Here is a 22,069-nt window from a genome sequence, read left to right on the forward strand (position 1 = left end):
GTACAGAAGCCGGGGCCGCGCCTGCCGCGCGCCCCGGTGCCCGAAGGTCTATTCATCTGGCAGCGGCTGTCACATCGGCGTGAGGAAGCGCCGGGTAGGCTGAACGGGTCTGTGAACGTTCCCCCTCCCTACGGCGGCCGCTGGCCCCTCAACTGGCCGGGCCTGCTGCTGGCGCTGGGCGGGTATATCGTCACCTTCTGGCTGATCCTCGGCATGATCCGGCAGGAGCCGGAGGCCAGCTTCCAACCGACAGTCCTGGGGCTGGGCCACCTGGTGTTGACCCTATTGCTGATCGTCTGCACCCTGTGGATGATCGCCTTCGCCTACGGGTTCCGCATCCGGGTGACGGTCCTTCAGGCGGTCACGGCCGGCATGCTGGCTGACCTGTTGTTCCTGCGCGGGGTCCGCTGCCTGTACGGGGTCGCCGGGTCGGGGGCGGTGGTCGAACTCGGGCTGTTGCTCGTTGCGTCCATCAGCCTGATCCTGCTCGTGACGAACAACAACACGGAGAACCTGCGCCGTGAACGGCAGGAGCGTCAGGCCCAGGAGACCGACGTGCTGACGGGCCTGCACAACCGCCGGGGTGTAGCGCGGCGCTACGCCGCCCTCCCGCCGGAGACGGCCCTGACAGTCGTGATGATCGACCTCAACGACCTCAAGGGCATCAACGACCTGGGAGGGCACAGCCTGGGCGACCGCCACCTGCGCGCCACGGCGCAGGCCCTGGAGGCGCATCTGCCGGCCGGGGGCTTTCTGGGGCGCTGGGGCGGCGACGAGTTCGTGGCCGTGCTGCCCGGTCACGCCGGGATCGGGCCGGTGTTCGGGCCGGTGCAGGCGCAGGTGCCGCACCCCGGCGGCCGGCAGCTGCCCTTCGCCTACGGCGCGGCGCAGGTGGGGGCCGCCACGCCACTGGACCGCGCCCTGGCGCTGGCCGATCAGCAGATGTACGAGGACAAAGCCGCGTCCACGGGCCGGGAGGGCAGCGCCGCTTCGGGCGAGGGCGTCAGCGATTTTCCGCACTTCCTGCTGGAGCTCAACTCGCTGCCCGCCATTCTGGAGCAGGGGCTGAGCCGCGCGGCCGACCTCGTGGGCTTCGAGGAGTGGTTCTACGTCGAACACGAGACCCACCGGCTCTTCAGCCGTAAGGGCCATGACGCTGATCTCGCGCAGGGAGTCGCGGCGTCCATCGCGGCGCCGGGCAGCATGCTCTCGCAGGTGCTGTCCCAGGGTGAATCCTTCTGGGCCGCCGACTATGAGAGCAGCCCCTATGCCCAGGCCGCCTGGGTCCAGCGCGGGCTCAAGAGCATCGTGATGACGCCCGTGCGGGCCCACGGCGAGGTGTGCGGGGCGGTGGCCTTCTTCAACCACCAGACCTGGCATTCCGTGACTCCCAAGGCCCGCCAGCTTCTGGGGGCAGTGGCGACCCACCTGGGCCACCAGCTCGAACGTGACGCCGCGCTGGGGCGCCTGGAGACCTCGGTCGAGGCGGTCCTGACCGGCCTGGGCACCATCCTGGAGGTCCGTGACCTGGAGACGGCGGGCCACACCGAGCGGGTCGTGTCGCTGGCCCTGCGGCTGGGCCGGGCGGCGGGGCTGGGCGAGACCGAGCTGCACGACCTGCGTCTGGGCGCGTACCTGCACGATATGGGCAAGCTGGCCATTCCTGACCGCGTGCTGCTCAAGCCGGGCCCGCTCGACGCCGCCGAATGGCGCCTCATGCAGACCCACAGCCGCGAGGGCGCCGTCATGGCCGCGCGGCTGCCGGCCCTGTCGCCGGAGGTGATCCGGCTGGTGCGCAGCCACCACGAGCGCTGGGACGGCCAGGGCTATCCCGACCGTCTGGCAGGCGAGGCGGTGCCCTACCTCGCGCGGATTTTCGCGCTGTGCGACGTGTACGACGCCCTTACGCACGCGCGGCCCTACAAGCCCGCCTGGACCCCCGAGGCCGCGCGCGCTGAACTCGCCGCGCAGGCGGGGCGGCAGTTCGACCCGGTCCTGACGGCGCTGTTTCTGGAGGAAGTCCTGGGCGGCGCTCAGGCAGCGCTCCGGATGCCGGATCAGCCACCGGCGGCCAGCGGGCCGGGTCTGAACTGAGAGCGCAGGAGGACCAGGCGGCCGCGTGCCCCGCCTGCTGTGGCCCTAATCCTACAGTGCCGGGTCCAGGCGGCCCCGTAGCAGCAGCTGCACGCGCTGGCCCAGCCGTTTGTATACCGGCGGAGCGTGGTGCTCGCGGAAGTCTACGGTGGCCTCCTCGCTGCCCACATCGTGGCCGTACTTCTCGGTCAGGAAGTAGCGGTGATCCATGACCCACAGGTACAGGTCGGCCTCGGTGCGGCCGGGAAAACGGTACATCACGTCGTGCAGGTCGAGGTTCTCGACGATCCGCAGGTACAGGCGGCAGTACCAGCTCCGGGTGGCCTCCTCCCAGGTGACGGGCGAGGCGTCGCCGCGTCCGGGCTTGCGGTCGAGGAAATACTGCCGGGTCCGGATGTGCTCCAGCAGCTTCTCATAGCGCCCGGGCGTCGTGAACAGGATGGGCCGGTGACCCGGCACCACGCGGTCGAGGCTGGTGGCCCTGAGAAACTGGGCGTACTCGCCCTTGATGATGAGGTCCTTGAGCGTGTCGCCCTCGTCGGGCGGGACCACGACGTTCAGCTCGATGACGTAGGCGTCGATGTATTTCTGGCCCTGGCGCCGCGCCACCGAGACGCGGTGGTTGCCGTCCTTGACGAAGTATAGCTCGCCCACCTTGTAGACCTGGATAGGCGGCAGTTCCTTGCCCTGGAGCTGCGCCGAACGCACGCCCACCCAGCGCTCGTCGAGGTGCCTTTCCTTGGGCAGGTAGTGGCGGTCGAATTCGCGGTAGCGGTCCACCGACCCGATGATGTGGTCCACCTCGATGGTCTGTAGCCCCAGCGTGTGTTCGCCCTCGGGCGAGAGGTGGCGGACCCAGTCGAAGGGCAGCAGTTCGTTGGGCTGACGGCGCAGGACCGCGAGCATATCGCGGACATCGCTGGCGAACCGGGCACGCTCGACCTCGTGTTTGGCCTGATTGAGAAAGGACATGCGGGCAACTCCTTGAGCAAGCGAGTATCGGCCGGGGCATGTTCGAACGGGGGAATATGGTGAACCCCGGTCTTGGTCTCCAGTCTACGCCGCCGGTCTTCCCCGATTCTGACTCGCGGGTTCATGCGGGGGCCGCGGCCGGCGTATGCTGCCCCGCGTGTCCGCTGCCCCCGCCTCTGCTCCGCGCGCCGCCCGCCTGACCCTGCCGGTCCTGGTCTGTCTGGGGGTGGTGTACGTCGTGTGGGGCAGCACCTATTTCGGGATCAAGGTCGCCATCGAGACGCTGCCGCCCCTGGGGATGCTGGGGGTGCGTTTCGGGCTGGCAGGGGCCGTGCTCATGCTCGCCCTGCGGCTGCGGGGCGCGGCGTTGCCGACCGCGCGGCAGTGGGCGGCGTCGGCGGCGGTGGGCCTCTTGCTGCTGGGCGGCGGCACGGGGCTGGTCACGCTGGCCGAGCGCGAGGCGAGCAGTTCGGTGGCGGCGATGGTCATCGCGGTCTCGCCCCTGTTCGCGGCCCTCTTCGCGCGGCTGTGGGGAGAAAAGACGGGGGGGCGGGAGTGGCTGGGGATCGGGGTGGGCCTGCTGGGCATCGCGCTGCTGAACGTGGGCGAGCTGCGCGCCACGCCCCTCGCAGCCCTGCTCCTTGTGTTGGCCCCACTGTGCTGGACCTTCGGCAGCCAGTGGTCACGCCACCTGAAGTTGCCGAGCGGCCTGATGGCGAGCGCCGCCGAGATGCTGAGCGGCGGGGCGCTGCTGCTGCTCCTGAGCCTGGCGACGGGCGAGAGCTGGCACGCGCCCAGCACGGCGAGCCTGTGGGCCCTGGCCTACCTGACGGTGTTCGGCAGTCTGGGGGCCTACAGCGCCTACATGTACCTCGTCGAGCACACCCGCCCCGCCCTGGCGACGAGCTATGCCTACGTGAATCCGGTGGTGGCGGTGCTGCTGGGCGTGGGCTTCGGCGGCGAGCATCTCGGGACGCTGGGCTGGGTGGCGCTCGTGGTCATCCTGGGCGGCGTGGTCCTCGTGGCGTGGCCGCGCCGCGAGCCGGCCGCCGCGCTGCCCCAGGAGCCCTAAGAGCCGCTCAAGCCCGAAGGTATGGCCCGGTACCCCACGCGACAGCCGCAGCCGTTAGGCTGCCTCCATGCTTGGCAAGTTCTTCAAGAAACCGGCCGACGACATGGGGGGGCGCGTTCCGCCCGGTCAGACCCTCACCACCCGCTTTCCGGTCCTCACCTACGGTCCGGCGCAGCACTACGACCAGAGCGAAGTGGTCGTGAAGATCACCGGACTGGCCGAGGAAAAGACCTTCACCTGGGGCGACCTGTTGGCCCTGCCGCAGACTACCCTGACCTATGACATCCACTGCGTGACCCACTGGAGCAAGCTCGACACGACCTGGACCGGGGTGCGCGTGACCGATCTGATGGAACACCTGAGCCTGCTGCCCGGCGCGTCCCACGTCATGCAGCACTCGGTCGGGGGCTATACCACCAACCTCAGCCTCGAGGATTTCGCGCGGCCCGAGAACCTGCTGGCCCACACCTTCGGCGGCGAGCCGCTGGCCCCCGAACACGGCGGCCCCCTGCGGCTGGTCGTGCCGCACCTGTACTTCTGGAAGAGCGCCAAGTGGCTGACCGAGCTGGAATTCATGGACCGCGACCGCGCCGGATTCTGGGAGAAGAACGGGTACCACATGCGCGGCGATCCCTTCAAGGAGGAGCGGTACGACGACGACTGAGGCGGGGGCCGGGGCCGACCTGACCGGCGGCGGCGAGTATCTCGTGCCCGACGTGCTGGAAGACGGCCTGACGCTGGTGCTCGTCGGCACGGCGCCCAGCCGGATCAGCGCGCGGGCGCGGGCCTACTACGCCAATCCCAGCAACAAGTTCTGGTCGACGCTGGCGGCGGTGGGTCTGACCCCCCGGCAGCTCGCGCCGCAGGAGTACGCCGCGCTGCCCCGCTATGGTATCGGCCTGACCGACGTCGCCAAGCGCCACAGCGGAGTGGACGCGGCCCTGCCGACCGGGGCCTGGGCACCCCACGAACTGCGGGACAAGGTGCGGCGCTACCGGCCCCGGCTGGTGGCCTTCACGAGCAAGCGCGGCGCGGCCGAGACGCTGGGGGTGCCGACCGGCCGCCTGCCCTACGGCCCACAGCCGGAGCCGCTGGAGGGCGCGGAACTGTGGGTCCTGCCCTCGACCAGCCCCCTGGGCCACACCCACTTTCAGCTCGGGCCGTGGGAGGCGCTCGCGGCGCGGGTCAGGGCGCTGCGGCCGGAAGGGTCAGCCGACACAGATACCGGTTGACCTTCCACGGAGAGGGCACCGCACTGACCACGAAGCCCAAACGGCGGTAGAAGCCCACTGCGCCGTCATCCGTCTGTGCCCAGATGCTCCGGACCGCCAGGGCTTTGGCGGCCGCGTACACCAGCGCGCGGCCGTACCCCCGCCCGGTATGTGCCGGGGCCGTACCGATGTGCCGGAGTTCGGCGCCCGGTCCGCCGGCTTCCAGGTGGACCCCCGCTGCGCTGACCACCACGCCCCCGATCTCCCAGGCGAAGACCTGCCCGCCCGCGCCGCTGCGGTAGGCAGTCAGCTCCTGCTGCACTCGCTCGGGGTTAGGAAACATCGCGCGGGCGAGCAGTGCCCCGAGTTCGGGGGTCAGGGCAGGGGAGACGAGCAGGGTCATGCCCCAGCATCGGGGAGGCACAGGCCATCCGGCATCGGCCAGAACGCGGATGAGGTCGGGAGTCGTTGCCCCAGGCCTGCCCGTTACTCCCCGGCCGGCAGCGTCTGAAGGGTGCGTACCGGCAGCGCCAGAGTCGCGCCCGCACGCCCGAAGGCCGCCAGTACCCCGGTCAGGTCACCGCCGGCCCGCTCGACGAGCCGCGCGAGCGCGAGCGCGGTGCCGCCCGAGGCGATCACGTCCTGCACGATGGCGACCCGCTTTCCCCGCAGCCGCTCGGCGTGTGGGCCGTCGAGCCACAGCGTCTCGGCGACGCCCAGGGGCATGCTGGGCACCTCCTGAATAAGGGGGGACTGCATGTAGGTGCGGCGTTTTTTGCGGGCGGCCACGTAGGGCAGTCCACTGCGGTCGCTCAGTTCGTGCGCCAGGGGTAGGGAGTTGGTCACGACGGTGAGCAGTATCTCGGTGCCTTCCGGGATCAGGGGGAGCAGCGCCCCGGCCGCAGCGTTCGTCAGTTCGCTGTCGCCGATGAATTCGACCAGCGGCACGCGCCCGGCATTGCCGACCTGCACCGTGGGAAGCTCGCGCCGGACGCCGCCGACCGTAATGCTCAGGTTGTTCATGTCCCCAGAGTAGCGGCCGGCGAGCCCGCGCTGTCCGGTTCAGCCGACCTCTTTGGGTCCCTTCAGGCCGGTGCGGCCCTCTCGGGCGTGCAGCACGGCCGCCACGTCGGCGGGCGACACCCCCACCTCGGCCAGCGCGAACAGCGTGTGGAACAGCAGGTCGGCCGCCTCGGTCGCCAGCTCGGCGCGGTCGCCGTTCTTGGCGGCCAGCAGCACCTCGCCCGCCTCCTCGCTGATCTTCTTCAGGACCCGGTCCAGGCCACCGGCGTGCAGCCGCGCCACGTAGCTGTTTTCCGGCAGGGTGGCGAGGCGCTCGGTGATGGTCGCGTACACGCGCTCCAGCGTGCCGTCCAGGCCGGTGCTGCCGGTGTCCTGTGCATGCATCAGCGGCGTGTGAAAGCATGAATACGCGCCGGTATGGCACGCCGGGCCGGTCTGGAGGACGCGGTACAGCACGCTGTCGCCGTCGCAGTCGGCCTGTACGCCGACCACCTGCTGCGTGTGGCCGCTCGTCGCGCCCTTGACCCACTGTTCGGCGCGCGAACGGCTGTAGTACGTCGCCTCGCGGGTGGCGAGGGTGCGCTCCAGCGCGGCGCGGTCGGCATAGGCCTGCATCAGGACTGCGCCGCTGCCGGCGTCCTGGGTCACGACCGGAATCAGGCCACGTTCGTCGAACTTGAGAAGGGACAGGTCAGAACTCATGGCTACCTCGGGAAAGGGGCCGGGCGGGCTGGCCGCCGGGCTGGAGATTCGGGAAGGGAAAACGGGAAGGCGCAGGTGGGGCGGGCGCTCAGCGGGCCGGCCACTCGGGGCGCACAGGCAGACCCTCGCCGTGCAGGTACGCCTTGACCTGCGGCACAGTCAGCTCGCCGAAGTGAAAGACGCTGGCAGCCAGCGCGGCGTCGGCCAGACCCACGGTGAGGACGTCGCGGAAGTCCTCCAGGCGCCCGGCCCCGCCCGAGGCGATCACCGGCAGGTCGACCTCGCGCGCCACCGCCGAGGTCGCCTCCAGGTCAAAGCCTGCGCGGGTGCCGTCGGCGTCCATGATGTTCAGGCAGATCTCGCCCGCGCCCAGGCGCTGTCCCTGCGCGGCCCACTCCAGCAGGTCCAGGCCGGTGTCCACCCGGCCGCCGCCGAGGTGGACGGTCCAGCCCTGCCCACCGGGGCGGCGCTTGGCATCAATGCTCAGCATCACGCACTGGGCGCCGTGGTGGTCGCTCGCCTCACGGATGAGTTCGGGACGCCGCACCGCGCCGCTGTTCACGCTGATCTTGTCGGCCCCGGCCAGCAGCAGTTGCCGGAAGTCGGCCAGGGCGTTCACGCCGCCGCCCACCGTCAGGGGCATCATGACCTGCTCGGCCACGCGCGCGGCCACGTCCAGCATCAGGGAGCGGCCCTCGTGGGTGGCGGTGATGTCATAGAAGACGAGTTCGTCGGCCTGCTGCGCCTCGTAGGCCTGGGCCAGTACCAGGGGGTCGCCCGCGTCACGGTGGTTCTCGAAAAACCGCACGTTCTTGACCACACGGCCGCTCTGCACGTCCAGACAGGGAATGATGCGCTTCGCCAACACGCCCGGCAGTGTACGCCCCACACGCCGGTACGCCGCGCCGCCTGTGCAGGCGTGCCGGACGGCCGGCAACCAAAGGTGCCCGGCAGCGCAGCGATTCTCAGAAAGCCTTGATAGAATCTTTAATGGTGACAGCGCAGACCTGTAGCTGGGGAGGCAGTGTGGAGCGGCGACGAATTCTTCTGATCGACGACAATCCTAACGATGTCGAGCTCGCGCTCGACGCCCTCGACGTGTCTCCGGAAACGGACGTCCGGGTGGCGAACAGTGGGGTCGAGGCCATCCGGTTGCTGCTCGACCGCACCGAGCCGCTTCCGGATCTGATCCTGCTCGATCTCAAGATGCCGCACATGGACGGATTGGCCGTGCTCGACGCCATCCGGGGCGAGGCGAAACTGCCCGACGTGCCGGTGGTGATGCTCACGACAAGCGGCGACGAGCGCGACATTCAGGCGTCGTATGCCCATGGGGCGAGCGGCTACGTGGTCAAGCCCCTGGAATTCGGGCAGTTCCGCGCGGCGATGGCCACCATCCAGGCCTTCTGGATGGGCCTGAACCGCCGCCCCGACCTGCACTGAGAGTCCTGTGCTTCCGGGGGCCAGGCCAGGCCTTGCGCGGCCCTTCATGCCCCCGCACGCCCCACGGACGCGCCGCTAAGCTGGCCCCATGCGCGTGTATATCGGTTGCGGCGGCTACAGCAACGACGACTGGACGGCCCCGGGCCTGATCTACGAGGGCGTCAAGAAGGATCAATTCCTGGAGACCTACGCTGGGCATTTCGACGCCGTGGAACTCAACAGTTCCTTCTATGCCATTCCCGGCCTCAAGGCGTTCGAGGGCATGGCCCGCAAGTCGGGCGGGCGCACGCGCTTTGCCGTGAAGCTGAACAAGGCCTTCACCCACGACCGTGCGCCGACCGACGCCGACTTCGACCGGATGCTCCAGAGTCCCGAGCCGCTGCGCGAGGCGGGCGTGATGGGGCCGTATCTGGCGCAGTTTCCGTACTCGTTTCACCGCACGGCGGAGAACCGCAAATACCTCCACGGTCTGACCGAGCGCTTTGCCGGCCACGAACTCGCGGTCGAGCTGCGGCACGCGAGCTGGGACAAGCCCGAGGTCCGTGAGGGCATGGGCGAATACGGCCTGATCTGGGTCAGCCCCGACTATCCGCCCCTGGGCGGGATGCCCGAGCCACAGGTGCACGTGACTGGTGACGTGGGCTACCTGCGCCTGCACGGCCGCAACAAGGGCACGTGGTGGGAGGGGGGCAGCGCCGCCGAGCGTCACGACTACCTGTACTCCCGCGCCGAGATGGACGAGTGGGCCGAGAAGATCGCGCTGGTGGAAGGCGACCTGAGCGAGCTGTACGTCTTTTTTCAAACAACCTCCGCTAAGGGGTCACGAGACGGATTCACTCACTTCCTCGGAAACATCCGCTACTTCCAGAAGATGATGGGAGAGAAGTTTGGGTACGTCGCACCTGCCGGGGCAGAAGAACTAGACCGCCTCCTGTAGACTCTCCTTGTCCGTAGGTTGCTTACCCCTCCCTACAGGACACTTCCAGCTAGGGCAGCCCTCCAAGGTTGCCCTACGATTTTTTACCCCGGCCAAAAAAAGCCCCGGATACGCTCCGGGGTTCTTTCATGCAAGCAGGCTGCCTTGTACCCGCTGTTCGGTTAGAGAGGTCTGTAGGTCCGTCATCTGCTCACTCAGGCCCTCCAACATCTTTGACAGCGCCGCACACTCCCTCTCCAACTCTGCCCTCTGCGCCTCCAAGACCCTATGAGTCTCAAGAAGGGCGTCTACTAGCTGGTCTGTCCTGTCCATCAAGGAAACAATATCCCCGGTAACGCCTTCTGCTAAGTCCTCTAGTCTTGCTTCTGTCTTATCCTGCCTGCTTGTTAGATGTAGTAATAGTTGTTTAATCATGACTACAGTTTAAAGTAGCTTGGTGAATAAGTCTAATCACCTCTTGGGTAGGTCAATGTCCCTAAGTGCAAGATTTATGGTCTTCTTACTGAGCCTAGTAGCATCTTCTGAGCTACTGATGAAACCTCCGAAAAACCTGTCAAATTGGATGCTATCCATATTTATTGCGTCTTGCTCGTTATTTATCTCTTCGGCTAGCCTAACTAATCTATTTACAACTATAATAGAATCATAATAAGCATTTCTGGTGTCTTCTGCCAGGAGTGATACATACTTCTCGTTAGGCTGCTCTAGTCTTAGAAGTTCTCTTCTAAGGGCACCTACCGAGTAGATAAACTCTGTTTCTGGTTGGTAATTAGGTTGGTCGGCAGCCTGACTAAAACTTGTATAATACCTGTCTATGAGTCTAATAACTTTATACAAGTATCCTGCTATTTCTTCAAAGCCTTTATAACGTTCCTTGTAAAATATGTCGTATTTTCTGCCTTTGTTGGCAAGCCCAAAACCTACCCAAGCCCCTAGGAGTGCAAGTAAACCAGTAAGGACGGCAGGGGCAAAGGCCGTAAAGAGAGCCTTCTGAGTCAATCCCCAGAAGACGACGGGTGTGGGGTCTACCGTAGGTAGTGGCGGCATGACTAAGGATACAGAGAGGACAGGATGTATGTTGCTTACTTGCGGGGCAAGTCAACGTCCCTGAACGCCGATTCAATGAGAGCCTCTGCTTTCTGCTCCAAGTCTGCAAGGTCAGAGTTCAGGCGCTCAATCTTCCCTCTAAGAACTTCGGGGTTTGTTTCTTTATCCGGCTTTTGACCCTGCCAAACTATTGACTGCATGTAGAGTTTAGTTTTGAAGTGGGCAACAAGAAGATGACCAAGATTGTTCTTAGACTCGTCTGATAAAAGAACTGCACTACTTCTGTTAGCTTTGGTCTCTTCCAGCATTAACACTTTATCCTCGGCAAACTCACCAAAGACATACAGTCCTTCCGGGTCAGTTCTGGTCTCTGATGCAAGATAAATCCTGAACTCCTTGGAAGTGTCTCTAATGCTATATGCGTATGTTGCTATAGCTTCAAAGCCTTTAAACCGCTCTCTATAGAGGATTTCGTACTTCCTTCCTCTGTTGGCTAAGTCAAACCCTATCCAAGCCCCGAACAGAGCACCTAAAAGAGTGAGGATAGGAGGGACGAAGAGCCTAAGGAGTTCAAGAGTCCAGTTGACGGCAGCCGGGGAAGGAGCCGGAGCGGGGGCGACAGGGACAAGAGTAGTCAACGCTGTAATACCCCAGAGGACGGAAACCATACGGCACTATACCCAGTCCCTATACCCAACCAGATACCCCCTGTAATTTGCGTGGTTAGTTACAGGGGGTTTTCTACGCCGTCCTGCCCTACTGGTAGAGCCTTGCTGCCTAGGAGTTTCTCCCCGGAGCAAGAACCTTGTTCACTCATGAGGAACTAACCCAGGTGTAGTAAGGTCAAGGACTGAGGTTAAAGAGGTAGGTGGTACTCCGGGGTTTTAGGGTGTCGGTTTGTACGACAGGCTAGCAGGGCTGTAAGTTCCTCCGGGATTTGAGAACCGAGTAGGAGAGCTACTAAGGCTCTTCTCTAATCTGGGGTTTTATCTTTTCTATCTCTAGCAAACACCCAAATACGGTATTTGTTTATTTATCTTTGTTTACTTCTCTTTGTTTATTTACAGTCAGTATTTTGTACCACCCCTAGTCAGTATTTTGTACTACCCCTAGTCAGTATTTTGTACCGCTTGGGAGAGGTAGTCAGTATTTTGGACTAGCTCCTTGGAAATACCCTCTTAAATCCCCGCAGATAAAAACTATCGGTACTTTTGAGCTTTTCAGAGCTTACTGTTAAACTGTTATTTACAAGAAGTAATAAGAGTAGAGTTATGGGTATTGACTTATGAATATCAAGAGTGTATACTATTAACAACTAAGGGTACTAAAGCAATCATAAGCGGCAGAGATGCCGCCTCCTTTTTACCCTTATTGTCTGACATTCTTGGAGACTACAACTATGAACAAAGAAGAGAGAGTAACCCTGAGGATAACCTCAGAGTTGCGGAAAAAACTTGAGCACGAAGCTAGGTGTAGTGGAATCACCCTTAGTAAGATGATTCATCATCTATTAGAACAACAGCTTAATAGGAGATAATATGATTAATAATAAAACCCTTAGTACAAAAGAAAAGCAAGGATTCTTCTACTTCTTGAATGATTTTGTAGATGACAACCACATAGCAGGAATGGGAGTAAAGGCTTACGCTGTTTACTCTATTATCAAGAGACATGCGAACTACGCCGAGCATACTGCTTTTCCTTCTTATACTACTATCTCTGAGAGAACGGGACTTAATAGGACTCAGATTAAAGAAGCTCTAGACGTGTTGGAACAAGGGCACTACCTCACGATAGACAAGAAGAAGGTCAAGACGGGCGAGCAAAACCACTATACCGTTATTGACTTTTCAGATGTAAAGGCGCTCACCCCTAAGAAGGGTAAGAACAAGCTCACCAAGAGAGTTAATGGTAAGCAGGGGCAAGAAGCAGCGGCCCCCAAAGAAAAAACTCAGGTAGAAGAGGTCAAGATTGAAGAGCTTATAGCTACTCCTTCTTCATCTCTCTACGAAGCTTACAAAGCAGCCGTCATGAAGCACGTTCTTCATTCTGACGTGAAGCTATGGAGCGAGAAGACCTTTAACACCAAGGCTGAGAAGCATGATAAGGCAAAGCTACAGATAGCCTATGAACTTCTTCTCAAGGAGCAGAACAAGACTTCTGCAAAGGTATACCTTCTTAGCCCTGAACAGCTTATTAGCGCCTATTACCCAAAGGTTATGAACGTGATTACTACTAGAAAGGCTGATGTAGAGAAGGAAAAGGCAGAAGAGCTACATAAGAAGGTTCAAGAAATATCCTTCAAGGAAGCAGCATCAAGAGGATTTGTTACGGAGAGTGAGCTAAAAGACTTCATGGAATTAAACGGAAAACTCAATACTACTCAGAAGTCAGGTGGGTATAACATTAGGTGGGATGAGATTAAGCCAAAAATGGTAGAAGCTTATAGGGCCATTAAACAAGAGATTCAGGCGGCAAGTGGCTTCTGATGAACATAAAGACAATCAAGGAAGCACTCATGGAGAGGGAAGAACTGCCCCTCTCCGATATTGATAAGTACGAAGTGGAGACCACCTATACAGACTCTTACGGGGATGGGTACTACCAAGTCTATCTCAAGCTAAAACTCCGGAAAGGAGAACCTTTATCTTTTCAACAACCTAAGCTATAATGGTAGTACATCAAGGAGATAACATGAATAAAGAATCTGCCCCTATAGAAGCAAGACTATATGTAAGTAGGATACTTCGCCTACTAGAGCATATGGAGAGCAATAAAAACCCAGATGCAGGAAGTTACCAGACAAAAGAAACTTCCCGGATACTTAGGGAGTATGTAGATGTTATTATAGGTGAAAAGTCTCTCAGAACTGTATTTGAGAGAGTAGTCTAAGATAGGAGCCGCAGAGGCTCCTTCTATCAATCTAAGGAGACAACATGATAAATACAAGAGAGCAAGTAATAGCAGCATACAAAGAGCTTTACCCGGAAGGTAAGTTAGATAGGATAATTATAGAAGGAATAGAAGAGAAGGCTAAGATGCTGGGGAAGGATTTTGAAGACTTTGACTACAAGCTTTACGGCCCTGAGAGTTATAGGTGTGTAGACTTCTACCCTGATGGTACACCTATTGAGCCTAGAGTAACTAGACCTACTGTTACTGTACGTGCCGAGAGAGCAGATGGAACCCCTGTAGCTGGATTTAAAGTAGAAGTAGATGACTACATAGAATGACAACAGGGGCCGCAAAGGCTCCTTATTAATTGGAGAGTAAATGACGCTGGTAATTCCCCGCAACCTACAAATAAAGGAGGGTTTCAAAAGATACAAGAACGTGGTTAGAGACCCTGATACAGACGTGATAGTCAACTACCTAGAGGGTAATGCTCGTTGGTACGGTCTCTTCTCTGGGGAGACCTTCTACGGTAAGGCGGGTAAGCTCTGGTGCCTTTACGAGAATCTCCAAGGTGAAGAAGAAAAGCTCTTCCTATCCTCTATAGACCTCTCAGAGTACGAGTTGCTCTTGCTCGGCAGAGACCTGGGTGTCATCAAGCCTTTGTTTGACAGCAAGCTCATGGATACCAAGAGGAAATCTCCTACCAACCGGAAGCCTTTTCATGGGGTCACTTTTGAGGCGAGCCGCAAAGGGTCTAAGAAGTGGAGTACCTCCGTCCGGCTCCCTGACGGCACCTACAAGAAGCTGGGGTACTTCCAGACGGAGCAGGAGGGCAAGGACGCCCAGGCGCTCTACCTAGAGAACCTCCACCCCCAACTCCCCCCTTCATCCTCCGCATTTGAGGCAACGCCGAGAGAGTACCGGGCTTAAAATCCCCGCATGAGAAAAATGATTCTGCTTGCCCTTGCCTCTCTGGCCTCGGCGGGGGCTGCTCAAAGCATAGACTGTTCTACTTTTGAGGTTAATAGCCACGCCTTACTTAGGTACAAGCAAGTGGGGCCATCTCCTAGTACGGGTAAAGAAGTAGTAGTTAATTTGACTACTACCCCTATTAATCTTTCTGCTTGCGGGTACAAGATTTTCTCTGACGGTAAGATGTTTAAGTATACTGCTCCTAGTCAGGAAGCTCTCTTTAAATTGGTCAATTTCTCCTCTTTTCAAAACGGTAAGACCGTTAGGAGTGAGTTGAACTTTGCCTTTGTTGGGAAGTCTGGATTTACTGACCCTTATGACCTTAGTAGCTCGTATATTGAAACAGTATGGTTCAACTATAACCCCGTTACGGGGGAAGTAGGTACTATGGACCGCTTTCAAACCAACTATACGAGCATGAAGTTGCTCAAAGATGCTACGGCTGTATACAAGGTTGATGGTGGACCTACAAAGTTCTTCTACTATAAGGGTGTAATCAATAGAGACCCTATTATAGGAGCTAAGATTGTAGACTTCTATGTAGATAGAAAGGGCTATGAGGATGGTTTTGATAGACTACGCATTGATAATTCTACCCATACCATTACTATCTGGCAAAAGCACGCCTTCCCTACGAAGTAAGGAGAATATATGAAAACTGTAGTGGCCCTTCTTTCCTTCCTGAGCTTTTCCCTTGCCTCGGCTATTACTCCATCTCAACTGGTACAAATAGTCATGCAGAAGACTGATTTGTACGCTGAGGGTTCTGCTGCTTGCGATGACGCAGAGAACACGCTTAGACGTATCACGTACCCTCAAAACCCCAAGGGACTTACAAAGTTCATCAAAACCTATAAGTACACGTCAGACAGCATCTTTGGCGTCATGGCAAAGTCTGAGATAGAGCGGGCTGTATCCTCGTTCTCTGACCTTAGGTGGACTGGGGCAAGCTGGAACCCTTGGAGAACGATTGATACCATTGGTATTGATGAGTTGCGGCCTTACATGTTCTATGTAGAGGTTATTGAGCCTGAGTATGATGAGATTGATACAATAGACTTCACGAGTGTCTGTATTACTGTAGTTGCGCTCAAGTCTAGCTAGTCTTACATCTATAATCTTGTCCCTAGGCTAGTTCCTAGGGGTTTTTGATATTTCCAGAATTAAGGAGGATAATAGTAGTAACTTAAAAACAAAGAGGTTACTACTAATGGAAGCAGAATGGACTAAGTATCATGATATGGGGGTTATATGGGAAGATGATTTTGAGAGAATGACTTCTTCGTTTAGCATGATGTACAGGCAGAAGAATAGGTACAGCACGTATGACTTTAAGTTCTACGAGGGTGTCATAGAACTCAAGCATAGGCAGTTCACCTTCACCAACTTACCTAGCGTCTTCATCAAGAAGGATAAGTACAACAAGCTTAGGCAGCATCCTGGGGCGCTCTACTTCAACAGGTTTGCAGACGGCTCTATGTACGTCGCTGACCTCAAGGCGATAAAAACCCCCCTGGAAGAGGAAGAAATGAAGGTCAAGAATGGACCCTTGACCCTTAACCTCCATATTCCCAAGAGCTTTTTTATTTACCTGCCTGATGAGAATAGCGTGAGGTCATACCTTACGAATGAAAAGGACAGGCTCTACAGACAAATCTACAAAGGTGATACCAATTAAACAAGTTATCAAAGATGTAATAGAAGTGAACAAGGTGACTAAGAGGGAGTTCAACTCCCTTGTAGGCATGTTGCCCAAGGCGCAAAGGGACAAGTCATCACTACAGCATAATAGGAAGTTCATTACCGCTATCGTTCGGTCTGGTCTCAAGCTGCCTTACGTGCATAGGGTGGCATGTAGGAAGTGTCTTACCCGCTTCACGCCTCATAACCATTGGGTGAAGGACTGCTCCAACTGTAGACCCAGGCCAACAGAGAAGGTGGACTTGTCCCCGGAAGACTGTAAAGAGCTTGGTATGAGCTTTGATACAGCTACCACTAACCACCTATTCTTACCCGAGTCCTATAGGGACTGGTACAACGCCTTAGTAATAGAGGATTAATACCGCTATTAGAATAGGGATATGCTTAGTAAGAAAATATCCCCGCTAGAGAAAAAAGAATTGAAGGAGGCAGCACGAAGACAGGGAGTAGATATACACTCCCTCTATTCTTATGAGTATGCCCAGACTCGGAACCCGGCAAGCATCAAAGAGTTTGTCTGTATTTCCAAGTTGAACAAGGAGCAGGTTGTAGGGGTACTCATACCGTACTTCAAGGCGCTTGGTTACATAGGGGCTATCTCAGTCACGAAGAGGCCGGAGAGTGCATGGAGCATCAACCTCAGCAACAGAGTAAGGGATGTGTAGGAAGAAGTCCTACCCTACTAAACTAGATGCTCTCCTTAAGCTCCTTCGTCTTCACTCTAGCAGCACTCCACGAACAGAGACCAGAGCTTATCTCTGCTCCGAGTGCGGGAAATACCACCTTACAAGCCAAAGAGGATAATATGACAAGAAAAACCCCGGAAAGAGAAACAACAGAAGTAGTCCTACCAGATGGAAAGAAGGTAGTAGGTGGAGTATTGGAAGGTACTCCTAACCTGCCTCTGTATGGAAGGAAGAAGAGCATATCAGAGTACAACCTGAACTTGACTCCCGAGGAAGTAGCAAGGCTTGTAGGTAGTGACGCTGCTCTACAGGAGTAAGTATGCCTAAGAGGAAATACTCAGATGATGAACTCTTCCAAGTCTGGGTATCTCTGGGAGAGGATAGGAGTATACAGAAGGTGGCAGATGTAGCGGGTATGGCATATATAACTATCGCTAAAAAGAGTGGTAAGTATAATTGGAAGGAAAGATTACAGGGTATGCAGGAAGAGAATAAAAACCTTATTACTGCTCTTGTAACTGATAATTCTAATGCTATTGCTTTGAATGAAAGTATAGTTTATAGGGGAGTGAGTGAGACCTTCCTTAGAATCTTCCAAGAGTCTCTGCCTCTGCTCAAGCCTACGGATAATCCCAGGGAGCTTAAGACCTACCTTGATATGTACCGCCTGATTAACGGTCAACCTACCGACATAAGCAGGCAGGAGGTAGCTACCGTCTCCCAGGAGGCTGTAGAGGCCCTGACAGACGAAGAGCTTTTCTCCATCCCTGAGGAAGTGTTGAACCGTCTCCAAGCCTGAGGATGCACACTAATTAGTGTTATTGAGCAGCCCAAGCAGAGGCCGAGGCTACAGGAGCCTCTAGGAGGCTGAGCAGGAGACAGGGTGGACACTCTGCCCACTCCTGCCTTCACCCTAGCCTTCCTGTCCCTCCTGGGAGCTTCCTTCCAGGCTCAGGCCCCAGCAAAAACCCCGGAGTACAACAACAACCCCTAGCCTTCTACGGTTAGGGGAATCTAATTAGCAGGACGTATTGATAATGCAATTGAACAAAGAGGATGCACTAAGAATAAAAAAGGAGAAGGGTAGAAGAAGCTTTGAGTATTTCCAACGTCATGTACTAGAAATCCCAGAGGACTATATACAGCCTCATCAGAACGATTGGGTAGCAGCCTTTGAGGACTACTCCAAGGTCATGCTCCTTGCTCCGAGGGCACACCTCAAGTCTTCTACCTTGACCTCCTATCTCTTATGGAAGATTCTCTACAATCCAGAACTTAGAATCCTCCTGATAACCATATCCGATAGCAGAGCAGCCGAGATGCTACAGAAGGTCAAGGCTGAGCTAGAAAAACCCGCAGTCAAGAAATACTTTGGCAACGTCAAGGGTACAGGGATATGGAGTACAGAGGGACTTACTCTTAACCGTAAGACAGTACAGGTGGAGCCTACAGTCAAGGCTATAGGGATTGGAACGGCCTCCGTAGGTTCAAGGTGCGACATTCTTATAGCTGACGACTTGACGGACGCCTCCAAGGCTGACAGTCCAGCGGAGAGGGCAAAGCTCTCAAGTAAGTTCTTCTCTGAGCTTGCGCCTCTTGTTTTAGCCGGAGGGAAAACAATAGTCCTGGGAACAAGGAAGAATAAGGATGACTTGTACTCTGAGATTCTCAAGAACAACTCCTTCTATTCTATCGTTCAACCTGCTATTACCAACTATCACCCTGATGATATTGAGTTTGAGTACATCAAGGATGACAACGGGGTAATCAGGGACATAGTGATTAAAACCCCTGATGTAGAGGTCTTTGCGCCTCAGCTAACAGCTACAGGGTGTGACCTGAAATCTCTTATCAAGATGAGAGCGCAGATGGGAAGCACTCAGTTCCTCAGGGAATACCAGAACGATATAAGCTCCTTCCTCGGCTCAAGCCTCAAGGAAGAGTGGCTTAACTACGTTGATGAAACCCCCGCCTTGAATGAGCTAGACCTCTATATGGGTGTTGACTTAGCGATTACAGAGAAACAATCCTCTGACTTTACTGTCATTGTCACTATTGGGAAGCATAAGAAGACTGGCCTAATCTATCTACTAAAATTAAATAGAGTACGTTCTGACTTCCCCACTACAATAGAGAATATCAAGAAGGAATATGGGTACTGGAAGACCAGAGGGTTTACCCCTAAGAAGGTCATGATTGAGACCGTAGCCTTCCAGCTTGCCACCTTCCAAACTCTCAGAGCATCTACCAACATTCCCGTAGTGAAGAGCAACTCCTTGGGGAAGAAGGAAGAGCGTATCAACTCTATGGCCGTCTTCTTTGAGAACGGTAAGGTAAATATCTCCAAGGATTTTGACCCTGAGGAACTCTTTAAGACTGAGTGGTTGAACTTCCCCAGCAAGAAGACTCATGACGACATTCTAGACGCCGTAGAAATCTCACTAAGGGCTGTACTCTCTACCTCATCAGGTAAAACTATTCAGTACACCACCTACTAAGGTAATATGACAAATACTATTAAACTCATTCCCTCTGAGCAGTTAGAGATGAAGAGGGCTGCTAAACTAAGGAGATACTATAAGGGAGACTTTGCAACAGATTACAACGGCATTCCTCCTGAGAAGGGAAGGACTGTCTCCCAAGTCCTCAAGACTGACAACGTTATTGCAAGGACTGTCAATAGATACGCCTCTAGCGTGCTCGGGAAGTACGCCTATGTTGAGTTTGACAACGAAGACCTAGAGGCCGTCTCTAAGGCTTGGGCTAAGAAGATAGACCTTGCCTCCAAGCTGCTGACTATAGCCCGCTATCAGTCCCTCTATGGGGGAGCAGTAGTGAAGCTTATATTCAAAATCCCCGATAGACTAAGGAACAAGGATGGTAGTTACTCCTTATCCTCAAACCCAGAAGATATAACTAAGTATGTAGACCTAGCTGTTTTTGGGATGGATAGAGCCTTGGTTAGGTATGATGACTACAACAACGTTGAGGCTATCGTTATCAATCTGGGTAAGAGGTTAGAAGTCTTCTACGCCGATAGGCTAGAGGTATACGAGGCCGCTAATCTTGGGGCAGAGTGGAAGCTGAAAGAGACAATAGACAACCCAGTAGTAGGGGTGCCTCTCGCCTTCTTCGTTCCCAATATCCAGCTTGGAACAGATAGCCTCTCAGACGTAGCGGATATATCCACCCTTCAAGAGGCCCTCAACAACGCTATTACCCAGCTAAACAACAACGTTACCCTTCATGGGTCTCCCCAATGGTATGCAATTGGGGTTGATGCTCCTGTAGATGATGACGGCAACCCCGTTCCTTTTCGCTTTGGCGCTGGTCAGGTGCTCCACTCAGAGAATGCAAATGCCCAGTTTGGGAAGACGGGCGTTGACAGACTGGACGCTGGCGCTATTGATGCCCTAACCAAGCAGATAAGCCTAGCTACCTACAGCCTCTCCCTGCTTACCGGAACTATCCCGAGCGGGGAAGCTCTGGTACACCTCTCCCGAGACTTCAACGCCTACATAACGGAGAAGCAGGGCAAGGTAGAGAGGTTCCTTGAGAGCCTGTACGGAGCCTTCCTGGGGCTGCTGGATTACCTGTTCAACACCTCAACCGAGGGAGAGACCTTCCGTACCTTCGTCGCCGGGTACAACCCCCTCAAGGAGAGAAGGGACTTTGAAGAGGCGTTCCAGCTTTACAGCGCCGGAGCACTCAGCCTCCGCACCCTCCTTGACACCTCAGACATTATCCAGACTACCCAGGATGAGCTAGACCGCCTTGCCGAGGAAGGCAAGTCCCAGGTTGAAGAGGCTATCTAATGGACCTCTCCGGCCTGGACAAGTCCATCTTTGAGGCCCTGGAAATCATCCTAGGGAAGTCCTTGAAGGCTGACGCTGCCCTCTTGGAGCAGAACCTAGACTTCATCCTCTCTAACCTTGACAACGCCGAGCTACTCAAGGAGTTCTTCTCCAAGGATGCCGCAGACCTCAAGGACGCCTTGACGAAGAGGAAGAGACCTAAGAGCATCTCCGCTAAAAGGTATTTAGTAGTTAGAGAGGCGCTCGTAGGAGTGATAGAGGCCCTATACGCCGGAGAAGTACAGAGGGTTTTAGAGCAGGCAGAGAGGGCTAAGCTCACGCCTAAGCAGCGTCAGAGCCTTCTTACTGCTAGTCAGTTTATGAATCCCGACATTACCAAGCGGTTCTTGACTGACGCCCTGAGGACCAAGCATCAAGAGGTAGCTCTCTCGGAGAGAATATGGGACTTCACCCAGCTTCCGAAAGAGACTCTTCTTGACCTAGTGAGGACTGGCGTAGCCGAGGGTAAAAACCCCCAGGTTATAAAGAGCATCATCAGGAAGCAGCTACTAGACCAATCGGAGTACAACGTAAGAAGGCTGGTAGTAACTGAGAGCCGTAGGTTATGGCAGGAAGTCCAGACGGAGGCGTACTCGGAGTTCAAGCACATTAAGTACGTGCGCCTTAAGCTGTCTCCAAAGCATAAGGTTAAAGACATATGTGATGAATGGGTATCCAAGGGCCTTATACCCTTTGAAGAAGCTCCTAAGATGCCTCTTCACCCTAATAGTAGGAGCATCCTCCAAGCCGTACCAACCCCTACAGAAGAGTGGAAGAAGGACATGGGCATATCTTAGGAATAGATATGTACAGCATCTACTATAATTATAAATAAGGTTAACCAACCAATTTAAACGCTGATGACAGCAACTTAAGGATGTGATGGCACAACTTATGACAGAAAGAAACTACACCCCAGAAACACTAGAAGAAGCTATTGAGGTAATACAAGACCTCAGAGGCGACAACAAGAAGCTAAGGGGTAAGAACACCACGCTTAGAGAGCAGTTGGCAGAGTACGGCGATGACGCCGAGAATGTCACCACGCTTAAGGCAAAGCTTACTGAGCTTCAAGAGAAGCTAACAGAAGCAGAGACGTACAAGACCAAGTACGAAGAGATTAACACCCAGTTTGAAGAGGTCAATTCAAAGGTGACGAGGGCTGAGAGGCTAGAGAAGGTCAAGCCTATCCTCAGTAAACTCAACATCAATACGGATGATGCTATAGAAATTGCCCTTGAAAAGATGGGGGATTTTGACCCAGACAAGATGGAGGACGCTGCTAAAGAAGTAGCGACTAAATACCCCTCCTTGGTAAGTAAGGCATCTAAGTTTGTACCCGATACGGGACGCTCTTCTATTAAGGAAGCAGACCCTAGCACGCTAAACATAGATGCTAGAGGCAAGCTGGGTATTCAAGAGTACCTAGAAAATAAATCAAACACCAACGGAGAATAATT

Annotated in this window: 28 protein-coding genes; 20 read left to right on the forward strand and 8 right to left on the reverse strand. The window is 56.1% G+C overall.

Annotated features, from left to right (window positions below):
• Window positions 1-111: 111 nt before the first annotated feature.
• A complete protein-coding gene (locus tag ASF71_RS16215; protein WP_056302214.1) occupies window positions 112-2,094 on the forward strand; it encodes an HD domain-containing phosphohydrolase in 1,983 nt (660 codons plus the stop codon).
• 51 nt (window positions 2,095-2,145) lie between these two features.
• Here ASF71_RS16215 and ASF71_RS16220 read toward each other — a convergent pair whose 3' ends face one another.
• Window positions 2,146-3,066 carry a ParB N-terminal domain-containing protein gene (locus ASF71_RS16220; RefSeq protein WP_056302215.1) on the reverse strand — a complete coding sequence of 307 codons (921 nt, stop codon included), beginning with the start codon at window positions 3,064-3,066 and terminating at the stop codon, window positions 2,146-2,148.
• Window positions 3,067-3,211: 145 nt separating this feature from the next.
• Here ASF71_RS16220 and yedA point away from each other — a divergent pair, with 145 nt between their 5' ends.
• From yedA to ASF71_RS16235, 3 genes are all read left to right on the forward strand, one after another.
• Window positions 3,212-4,138 carry a drug/metabolite exporter YedA gene (gene yedA, locus ASF71_RS16225; protein ID WP_056302216.1) on the forward strand — a complete coding sequence of 309 codons (927 nt, stop codon included), beginning with the start codon at window positions 3,212-3,214 and terminating at the stop codon, window positions 4,136-4,138.
• Between the two features lie 67 nt (window positions 4,139-4,205).
• On the forward strand, window positions 4,206-4,802 hold the full coding sequence (locus ASF71_RS16230; protein ID WP_056302217.1) for a sulfite oxidase-like oxidoreductase: 597 nt from the start codon (window positions 4,206-4,208) through the stop codon (window positions 4,800-4,802).
• A 43-nt stretch (window positions 4,803-4,845) separates the two neighbouring features.
• Window positions 4,846-5,370, forward strand: a complete 525-nt coding sequence (locus ASF71_RS16235) for a mismatch-specific DNA-glycosylase (RefSeq protein ID WP_056302218.1) — start codon at window positions 4,846-4,848, stop codon at window positions 5,368-5,370.
• Here ASF71_RS16235 and ASF71_RS16240 read toward each other — a convergent pair.
• From ASF71_RS16240 to hisF, 4 genes are all read right to left on the reverse strand, one after another.
• On the reverse strand, window positions 5,324-5,752 hold the full coding sequence (locus tag ASF71_RS16240; protein ID WP_056302219.1) for a GNAT family N-acetyltransferase: 429 nt from the start codon (window positions 5,750-5,752) through the stop codon (window positions 5,324-5,326). The two genes, ASF71_RS16235 and ASF71_RS16240, sit on opposite strands and share 47 nt — an antisense overlap.
• Window positions 5,753-5,835: 83 nt before the next feature.
• A complete protein-coding gene (locus ASF71_RS16245) occupies window positions 5,836-6,372 on the reverse strand; it encodes a phosphoribosyltransferase family protein (protein WP_056302220.1) in 537 nt (178 codons plus the stop codon).
• A 39-nt stretch (window positions 6,373-6,411) separates the two neighbouring features.
• Complete coding sequence (hisIE, locus tag ASF71_RS16250; RefSeq protein WP_056302221.1) at window positions 6,412-7,074, reverse strand: bifunctional phosphoribosyl-AMP cyclohydrolase/phosphoribosyl-ATP diphosphatase HisIE; 663 nt, start codon at window positions 7,072-7,074, stop codon at window positions 6,412-6,414.
• An 88-nt stretch (window positions 7,075-7,162) separates the two neighbouring features.
• Window positions 7,163-7,942: an imidazole glycerol phosphate synthase subunit HisF gene (gene hisF / locus ASF71_RS16255; protein WP_056302295.1), complete on the reverse strand. Its 780-nt coding sequence runs from the start codon at window positions 7,940-7,942 to the stop codon at window positions 7,163-7,165.
• 158 nt (window positions 7,943-8,100) lie between these two features.
• On the opposite strand from hisF, the gene ASF71_RS16260 reads away from it, so the two are divergent.
• Both ASF71_RS16260 and ASF71_RS16265 read left to right on the forward strand, forming a co-directional pair.
• Window positions 8,101-8,517: a response regulator gene (locus tag ASF71_RS16260; RefSeq protein ID WP_056302222.1), complete on the forward strand. Its 417-nt coding sequence runs from the start codon at window positions 8,101-8,103 to the stop codon at window positions 8,515-8,517.
• Between the two features lie 88 nt (window positions 8,518-8,605).
• Complete coding sequence (locus ASF71_RS16265; protein ID WP_056302223.1) at window positions 8,606-9,454, forward strand: DUF72 domain-containing protein; 849 nt, start codon at window positions 8,606-8,608, stop codon at window positions 9,452-9,454.
• Window positions 9,455-9,580: 126 nt separating this feature from the next.
• Here ASF71_RS16265 and ASF71_RS23990 read toward each other — a convergent pair whose 3' ends face one another.
• Genes ASF71_RS23990 through ASF71_RS24000 form a run of 3 tightly spaced genes read right to left on the reverse strand, consistent with a single transcriptional unit; the run spans window position 9,581 to window position 11,169 of the window.
• On the reverse strand, window positions 9,581-9,868 hold the full coding sequence (locus ASF71_RS23990; protein ID WP_156372879.1) for a hypothetical protein: 288 nt from the start codon (window positions 9,866-9,868) through the stop codon (window positions 9,581-9,583).
• A gap of 36 nt (window positions 9,869-9,904) precedes the next feature.
• Window positions 9,905-10,501 carry a hypothetical protein gene (locus ASF71_RS23995; protein ID WP_156372880.1) on the reverse strand — a complete coding sequence of 199 codons (597 nt, stop codon included), beginning with the start codon at window positions 10,499-10,501 and terminating at the stop codon, window positions 9,905-9,907.
• Window positions 10,502-10,536: 35 nt separating this feature from the next.
• Window positions 10,537-11,169: a hypothetical protein gene (locus ASF71_RS24000; RefSeq protein WP_156372881.1), complete on the reverse strand. Its 633-nt coding sequence runs from the start codon at window positions 11,167-11,169 to the stop codon at window positions 10,537-10,539.
• A gap of 870 nt (window positions 11,170-12,039) precedes the next feature.
• Here ASF71_RS24000 and ASF71_RS16275 point away from each other — a divergent pair.
• The 14 genes from ASF71_RS16275 (at window position 12,040) to ASF71_RS16320 (ending at window position 22,067) form a co-directional block, all read left to right on the forward strand.
• Window positions 12,040-12,990, forward strand: a complete 951-nt coding sequence (locus ASF71_RS16275; RefSeq protein ID WP_082506107.1) for a helix-turn-helix domain-containing protein — start codon at window positions 12,040-12,042, stop codon at window positions 12,988-12,990.
• 205 nt (window positions 12,991-13,195) lie between these two features.
• Complete coding sequence (locus ASF71_RS24005) at window positions 13,196-13,393, forward strand: hypothetical protein (RefSeq protein WP_156372882.1); 198 nt, start codon at window positions 13,196-13,198, stop codon at window positions 13,391-13,393.
• Between the two features lie 44 nt (window positions 13,394-13,437).
• The gene (locus ASF71_RS24010; protein WP_156372883.1) at window positions 13,438-13,734 is read left to right on the forward strand and encodes a hypothetical protein; all 297 of its coding nucleotides are present in this window, start codon (window positions 13,438-13,440) and stop codon (window positions 13,732-13,734) included.
• A 40-nt stretch (window positions 13,735-13,774) separates the two neighbouring features.
• Window positions 13,775-14,326: a hypothetical protein gene (locus tag ASF71_RS16285; protein WP_056302227.1), complete on the forward strand. Its 552-nt coding sequence runs from the start codon at window positions 13,775-13,777 to the stop codon at window positions 14,324-14,326.
• 9 nt (window positions 14,327-14,335) lie between these two features.
• Window positions 14,336-15,010, forward strand: coding sequence for a hypothetical protein (locus ASF71_RS24015; RefSeq protein ID WP_156372884.1), 675 nt, complete (start codon window positions 14,336-14,338; stop codon window positions 15,008-15,010).
• A 9-nt stretch (window positions 15,011-15,019) separates the two neighbouring features.
• The gene (locus ASF71_RS16290) at window positions 15,020-15,472 is read left to right on the forward strand and encodes a hypothetical protein (RefSeq protein ID WP_056302228.1); all 453 of its coding nucleotides are present in this window, start codon (window positions 15,020-15,022) and stop codon (window positions 15,470-15,472) included.
• 106 nt (window positions 15,473-15,578) lie between these two features.
• The gene (locus tag ASF71_RS16295; RefSeq protein ID WP_156372885.1) at window positions 15,579-16,046 is read left to right on the forward strand and encodes a hypothetical protein; all 468 of its coding nucleotides are present in this window, start codon (window positions 15,579-15,581) and stop codon (window positions 16,044-16,046) included.
• 403 nt (window positions 16,047-16,449) lie between these two features.
• A complete protein-coding gene (locus ASF71_RS24020) occupies window positions 16,450-16,734 on the forward strand; it encodes a hypothetical protein (protein ID WP_156372886.1) in 285 nt (94 codons plus the stop codon).
• A 26-nt stretch (window positions 16,735-16,760) separates the two neighbouring features.
• Complete coding sequence (locus ASF71_RS24025) at window positions 16,761-17,072, forward strand: hypothetical protein (protein ID WP_156372887.1); 312 nt, start codon at window positions 16,761-16,763, stop codon at window positions 17,070-17,072.
• A gap of 2 nt (window positions 17,073-17,074) precedes the next feature.
• Complete coding sequence (locus ASF71_RS24030; protein ID WP_156372888.1) at window positions 17,075-17,554, forward strand: hypothetical protein; 480 nt, start codon at window positions 17,075-17,077, stop codon at window positions 17,552-17,554.
• A gap of 238 nt (window positions 17,555-17,792) precedes the next feature.
• Window positions 17,793-19,253: a hypothetical protein gene (locus ASF71_RS24035; protein WP_156372889.1), complete on the forward strand. Its 1,461-nt coding sequence runs from the start codon at window positions 17,793-17,795 to the stop codon at window positions 19,251-19,253.
• Between the two features lie 6 nt (window positions 19,254-19,259).
• Window positions 19,260-20,570 carry a phage portal protein gene (locus ASF71_RS16310; RefSeq protein ID WP_082506108.1) on the forward strand — a complete coding sequence of 437 codons (1,311 nt, stop codon included), beginning with the start codon at window positions 19,260-19,262 and terminating at the stop codon, window positions 20,568-20,570.
• A complete protein-coding gene (locus ASF71_RS16315; RefSeq protein ID WP_056302233.1) occupies window positions 20,570-21,406 on the forward strand; it encodes a hypothetical protein in 837 nt (278 codons plus the stop codon). The genes ASF71_RS16310 and ASF71_RS16315 overlap by 1 nt, the downstream gene beginning before the upstream one ends.
• Window positions 21,407-21,491: 85 nt before the next feature.
• Window positions 21,492-22,067: a hypothetical protein gene (locus ASF71_RS16320; RefSeq protein ID WP_056302234.1), complete on the forward strand. Its 576-nt coding sequence runs from the start codon at window positions 21,492-21,494 to the stop codon at window positions 22,065-22,067.
• Window positions 22,068-22,069 lie beyond the last annotated feature (2 nt).

This window comes from Deinococcus sp. Leaf326 (genome assembly GCF_001424185.1).
In the GTDB taxonomy this organism is placed as follows: domain Bacteria; phylum Deinococcota; class Deinococci; order Deinococcales; family Deinococcaceae; genus Deinococcus.

Excerpts from the sequence above, each read along its gene's own strand:
- yedA (WP_056302216.1), top strand. The coding sequence starts at position 3,212 with ATGCTGCCCCGCGTGTCCGCTGCCCCCGCCTCTGCTCCGCGCGCCGCC.
- ASF71_RS16320 (WP_056302234.1), top strand. The coding sequence starts at position 21,492 with ATGGCACAACTTATGACAGAAAGAAACTACACCCCAGAAACACTAGAA.
- ASF71_RS16295 (WP_156372885.1), top strand. The coding sequence starts at position 15,579 with ATGGAAGCAGAATGGACTAAGTATCATGATATGGGGGTTATATGGGAA.
- ASF71_RS24035 (WP_156372889.1), top strand. The coding sequence starts at position 17,793 with ATGCAATTGAACAAAGAGGATGCACTAAGAATAAAAAAGGAGAAGGGT.
- ASF71_RS24010 (WP_156372883.1), top strand. The coding sequence starts at position 13,438 with ATGATAAATACAAGAGAGCAAGTAATAGCAGCATACAAAGAGCTTTAC.
- ASF71_RS24005 (WP_156372882.1), top strand. The coding sequence starts at position 13,196 with ATGAATAAAGAATCTGCCCCTATAGAAGCAAGACTATATGTAAGTAGG.
- ASF71_RS16240 (WP_056302219.1), bottom strand. The coding sequence starts at position 5,752 with ATGACCCTGCTCGTCTCCCCTGCCCTGACCCCCGAACTCGGGGCACTG.
- ASF71_RS16265 (WP_056302223.1), top strand. The coding sequence starts at position 8,606 with ATGCGCGTGTATATCGGTTGCGGCGGCTACAGCAACGACGACTGGACG.
- ASF71_RS24015 (WP_156372884.1), top strand. The coding sequence starts at position 14,336 with ATGAGAAAAATGATTCTGCTTGCCCTTGCCTCTCTGGCCTCGGCGGGG.
- ASF71_RS24000 (WP_156372881.1), bottom strand. The coding sequence starts at position 11,169 with ATGGTTTCCGTCCTCTGGGGTATTACAGCGTTGACTACTCTTGTCCCT.
- ASF71_RS23990 (WP_156372879.1), bottom strand. The coding sequence starts at position 9,868 with ATGATTAAACAACTATTACTACATCTAACAAGCAGGCAGGATAAGACA.
- ASF71_RS24030 (WP_156372888.1), top strand. The coding sequence starts at position 17,075 with ATGCCTAAGAGGAAATACTCAGATGATGAACTCTTCCAAGTCTGGGTA.
- ASF71_RS16310 (WP_082506108.1), top strand. The coding sequence starts at position 19,260 with ATGACAAATACTATTAAACTCATTCCCTCTGAGCAGTTAGAGATGAAG.
- hisIE (WP_056302221.1), bottom strand. The coding sequence starts at position 7,074 with ATGAGTTCTGACCTGTCCCTTCTCAAGTTCGACGAACGTGGCCTGATT.
- ASF71_RS23995 (WP_156372880.1), bottom strand. The coding sequence starts at position 10,501 with ATGCCGCCACTACCTACGGTAGACCCCACACCCGTCGTCTTCTGGGGA.
- ASF71_RS24020 (WP_156372886.1), top strand. The coding sequence starts at position 16,450 with ATGCTTAGTAAGAAAATATCCCCGCTAGAGAAAAAAGAATTGAAGGAG.
- ASF71_RS16245 (WP_056302220.1), bottom strand. The coding sequence starts at position 6,372 with ATGAACAACCTGAGCATTACGGTCGGCGGCGTCCGGCGCGAGCTTCCC.
- ASF71_RS16230 (WP_056302217.1), top strand. The coding sequence starts at position 4,206 with ATGCTTGGCAAGTTCTTCAAGAAACCGGCCGACGACATGGGGGGGCGC.
- ASF71_RS16220 (WP_056302215.1), bottom strand. The coding sequence starts at position 3,066 with ATGTCCTTTCTCAATCAGGCCAAACACGAGGTCGAGCGTGCCCGGTTC.
- ASF71_RS24025 (WP_156372887.1), top strand. The coding sequence starts at position 16,761 with ATGCTCTCCTTAAGCTCCTTCGTCTTCACTCTAGCAGCACTCCACGAA.
- ASF71_RS16290 (WP_056302228.1), top strand. The coding sequence starts at position 15,020 with ATGAAAACTGTAGTGGCCCTTCTTTCCTTCCTGAGCTTTTCCCTTGCC.
- ASF71_RS16315 (WP_056302233.1), top strand. The coding sequence starts at position 20,570 with ATGGACCTCTCCGGCCTGGACAAGTCCATCTTTGAGGCCCTGGAAATC.
- ASF71_RS16275 (WP_082506107.1), top strand. The coding sequence starts at position 12,040 with ATGATTAATAATAAAACCCTTAGTACAAAAGAAAAGCAAGGATTCTTC.
- ASF71_RS16285 (WP_056302227.1), top strand. The coding sequence starts at position 13,775 with ATGACGCTGGTAATTCCCCGCAACCTACAAATAAAGGAGGGTTTCAAA.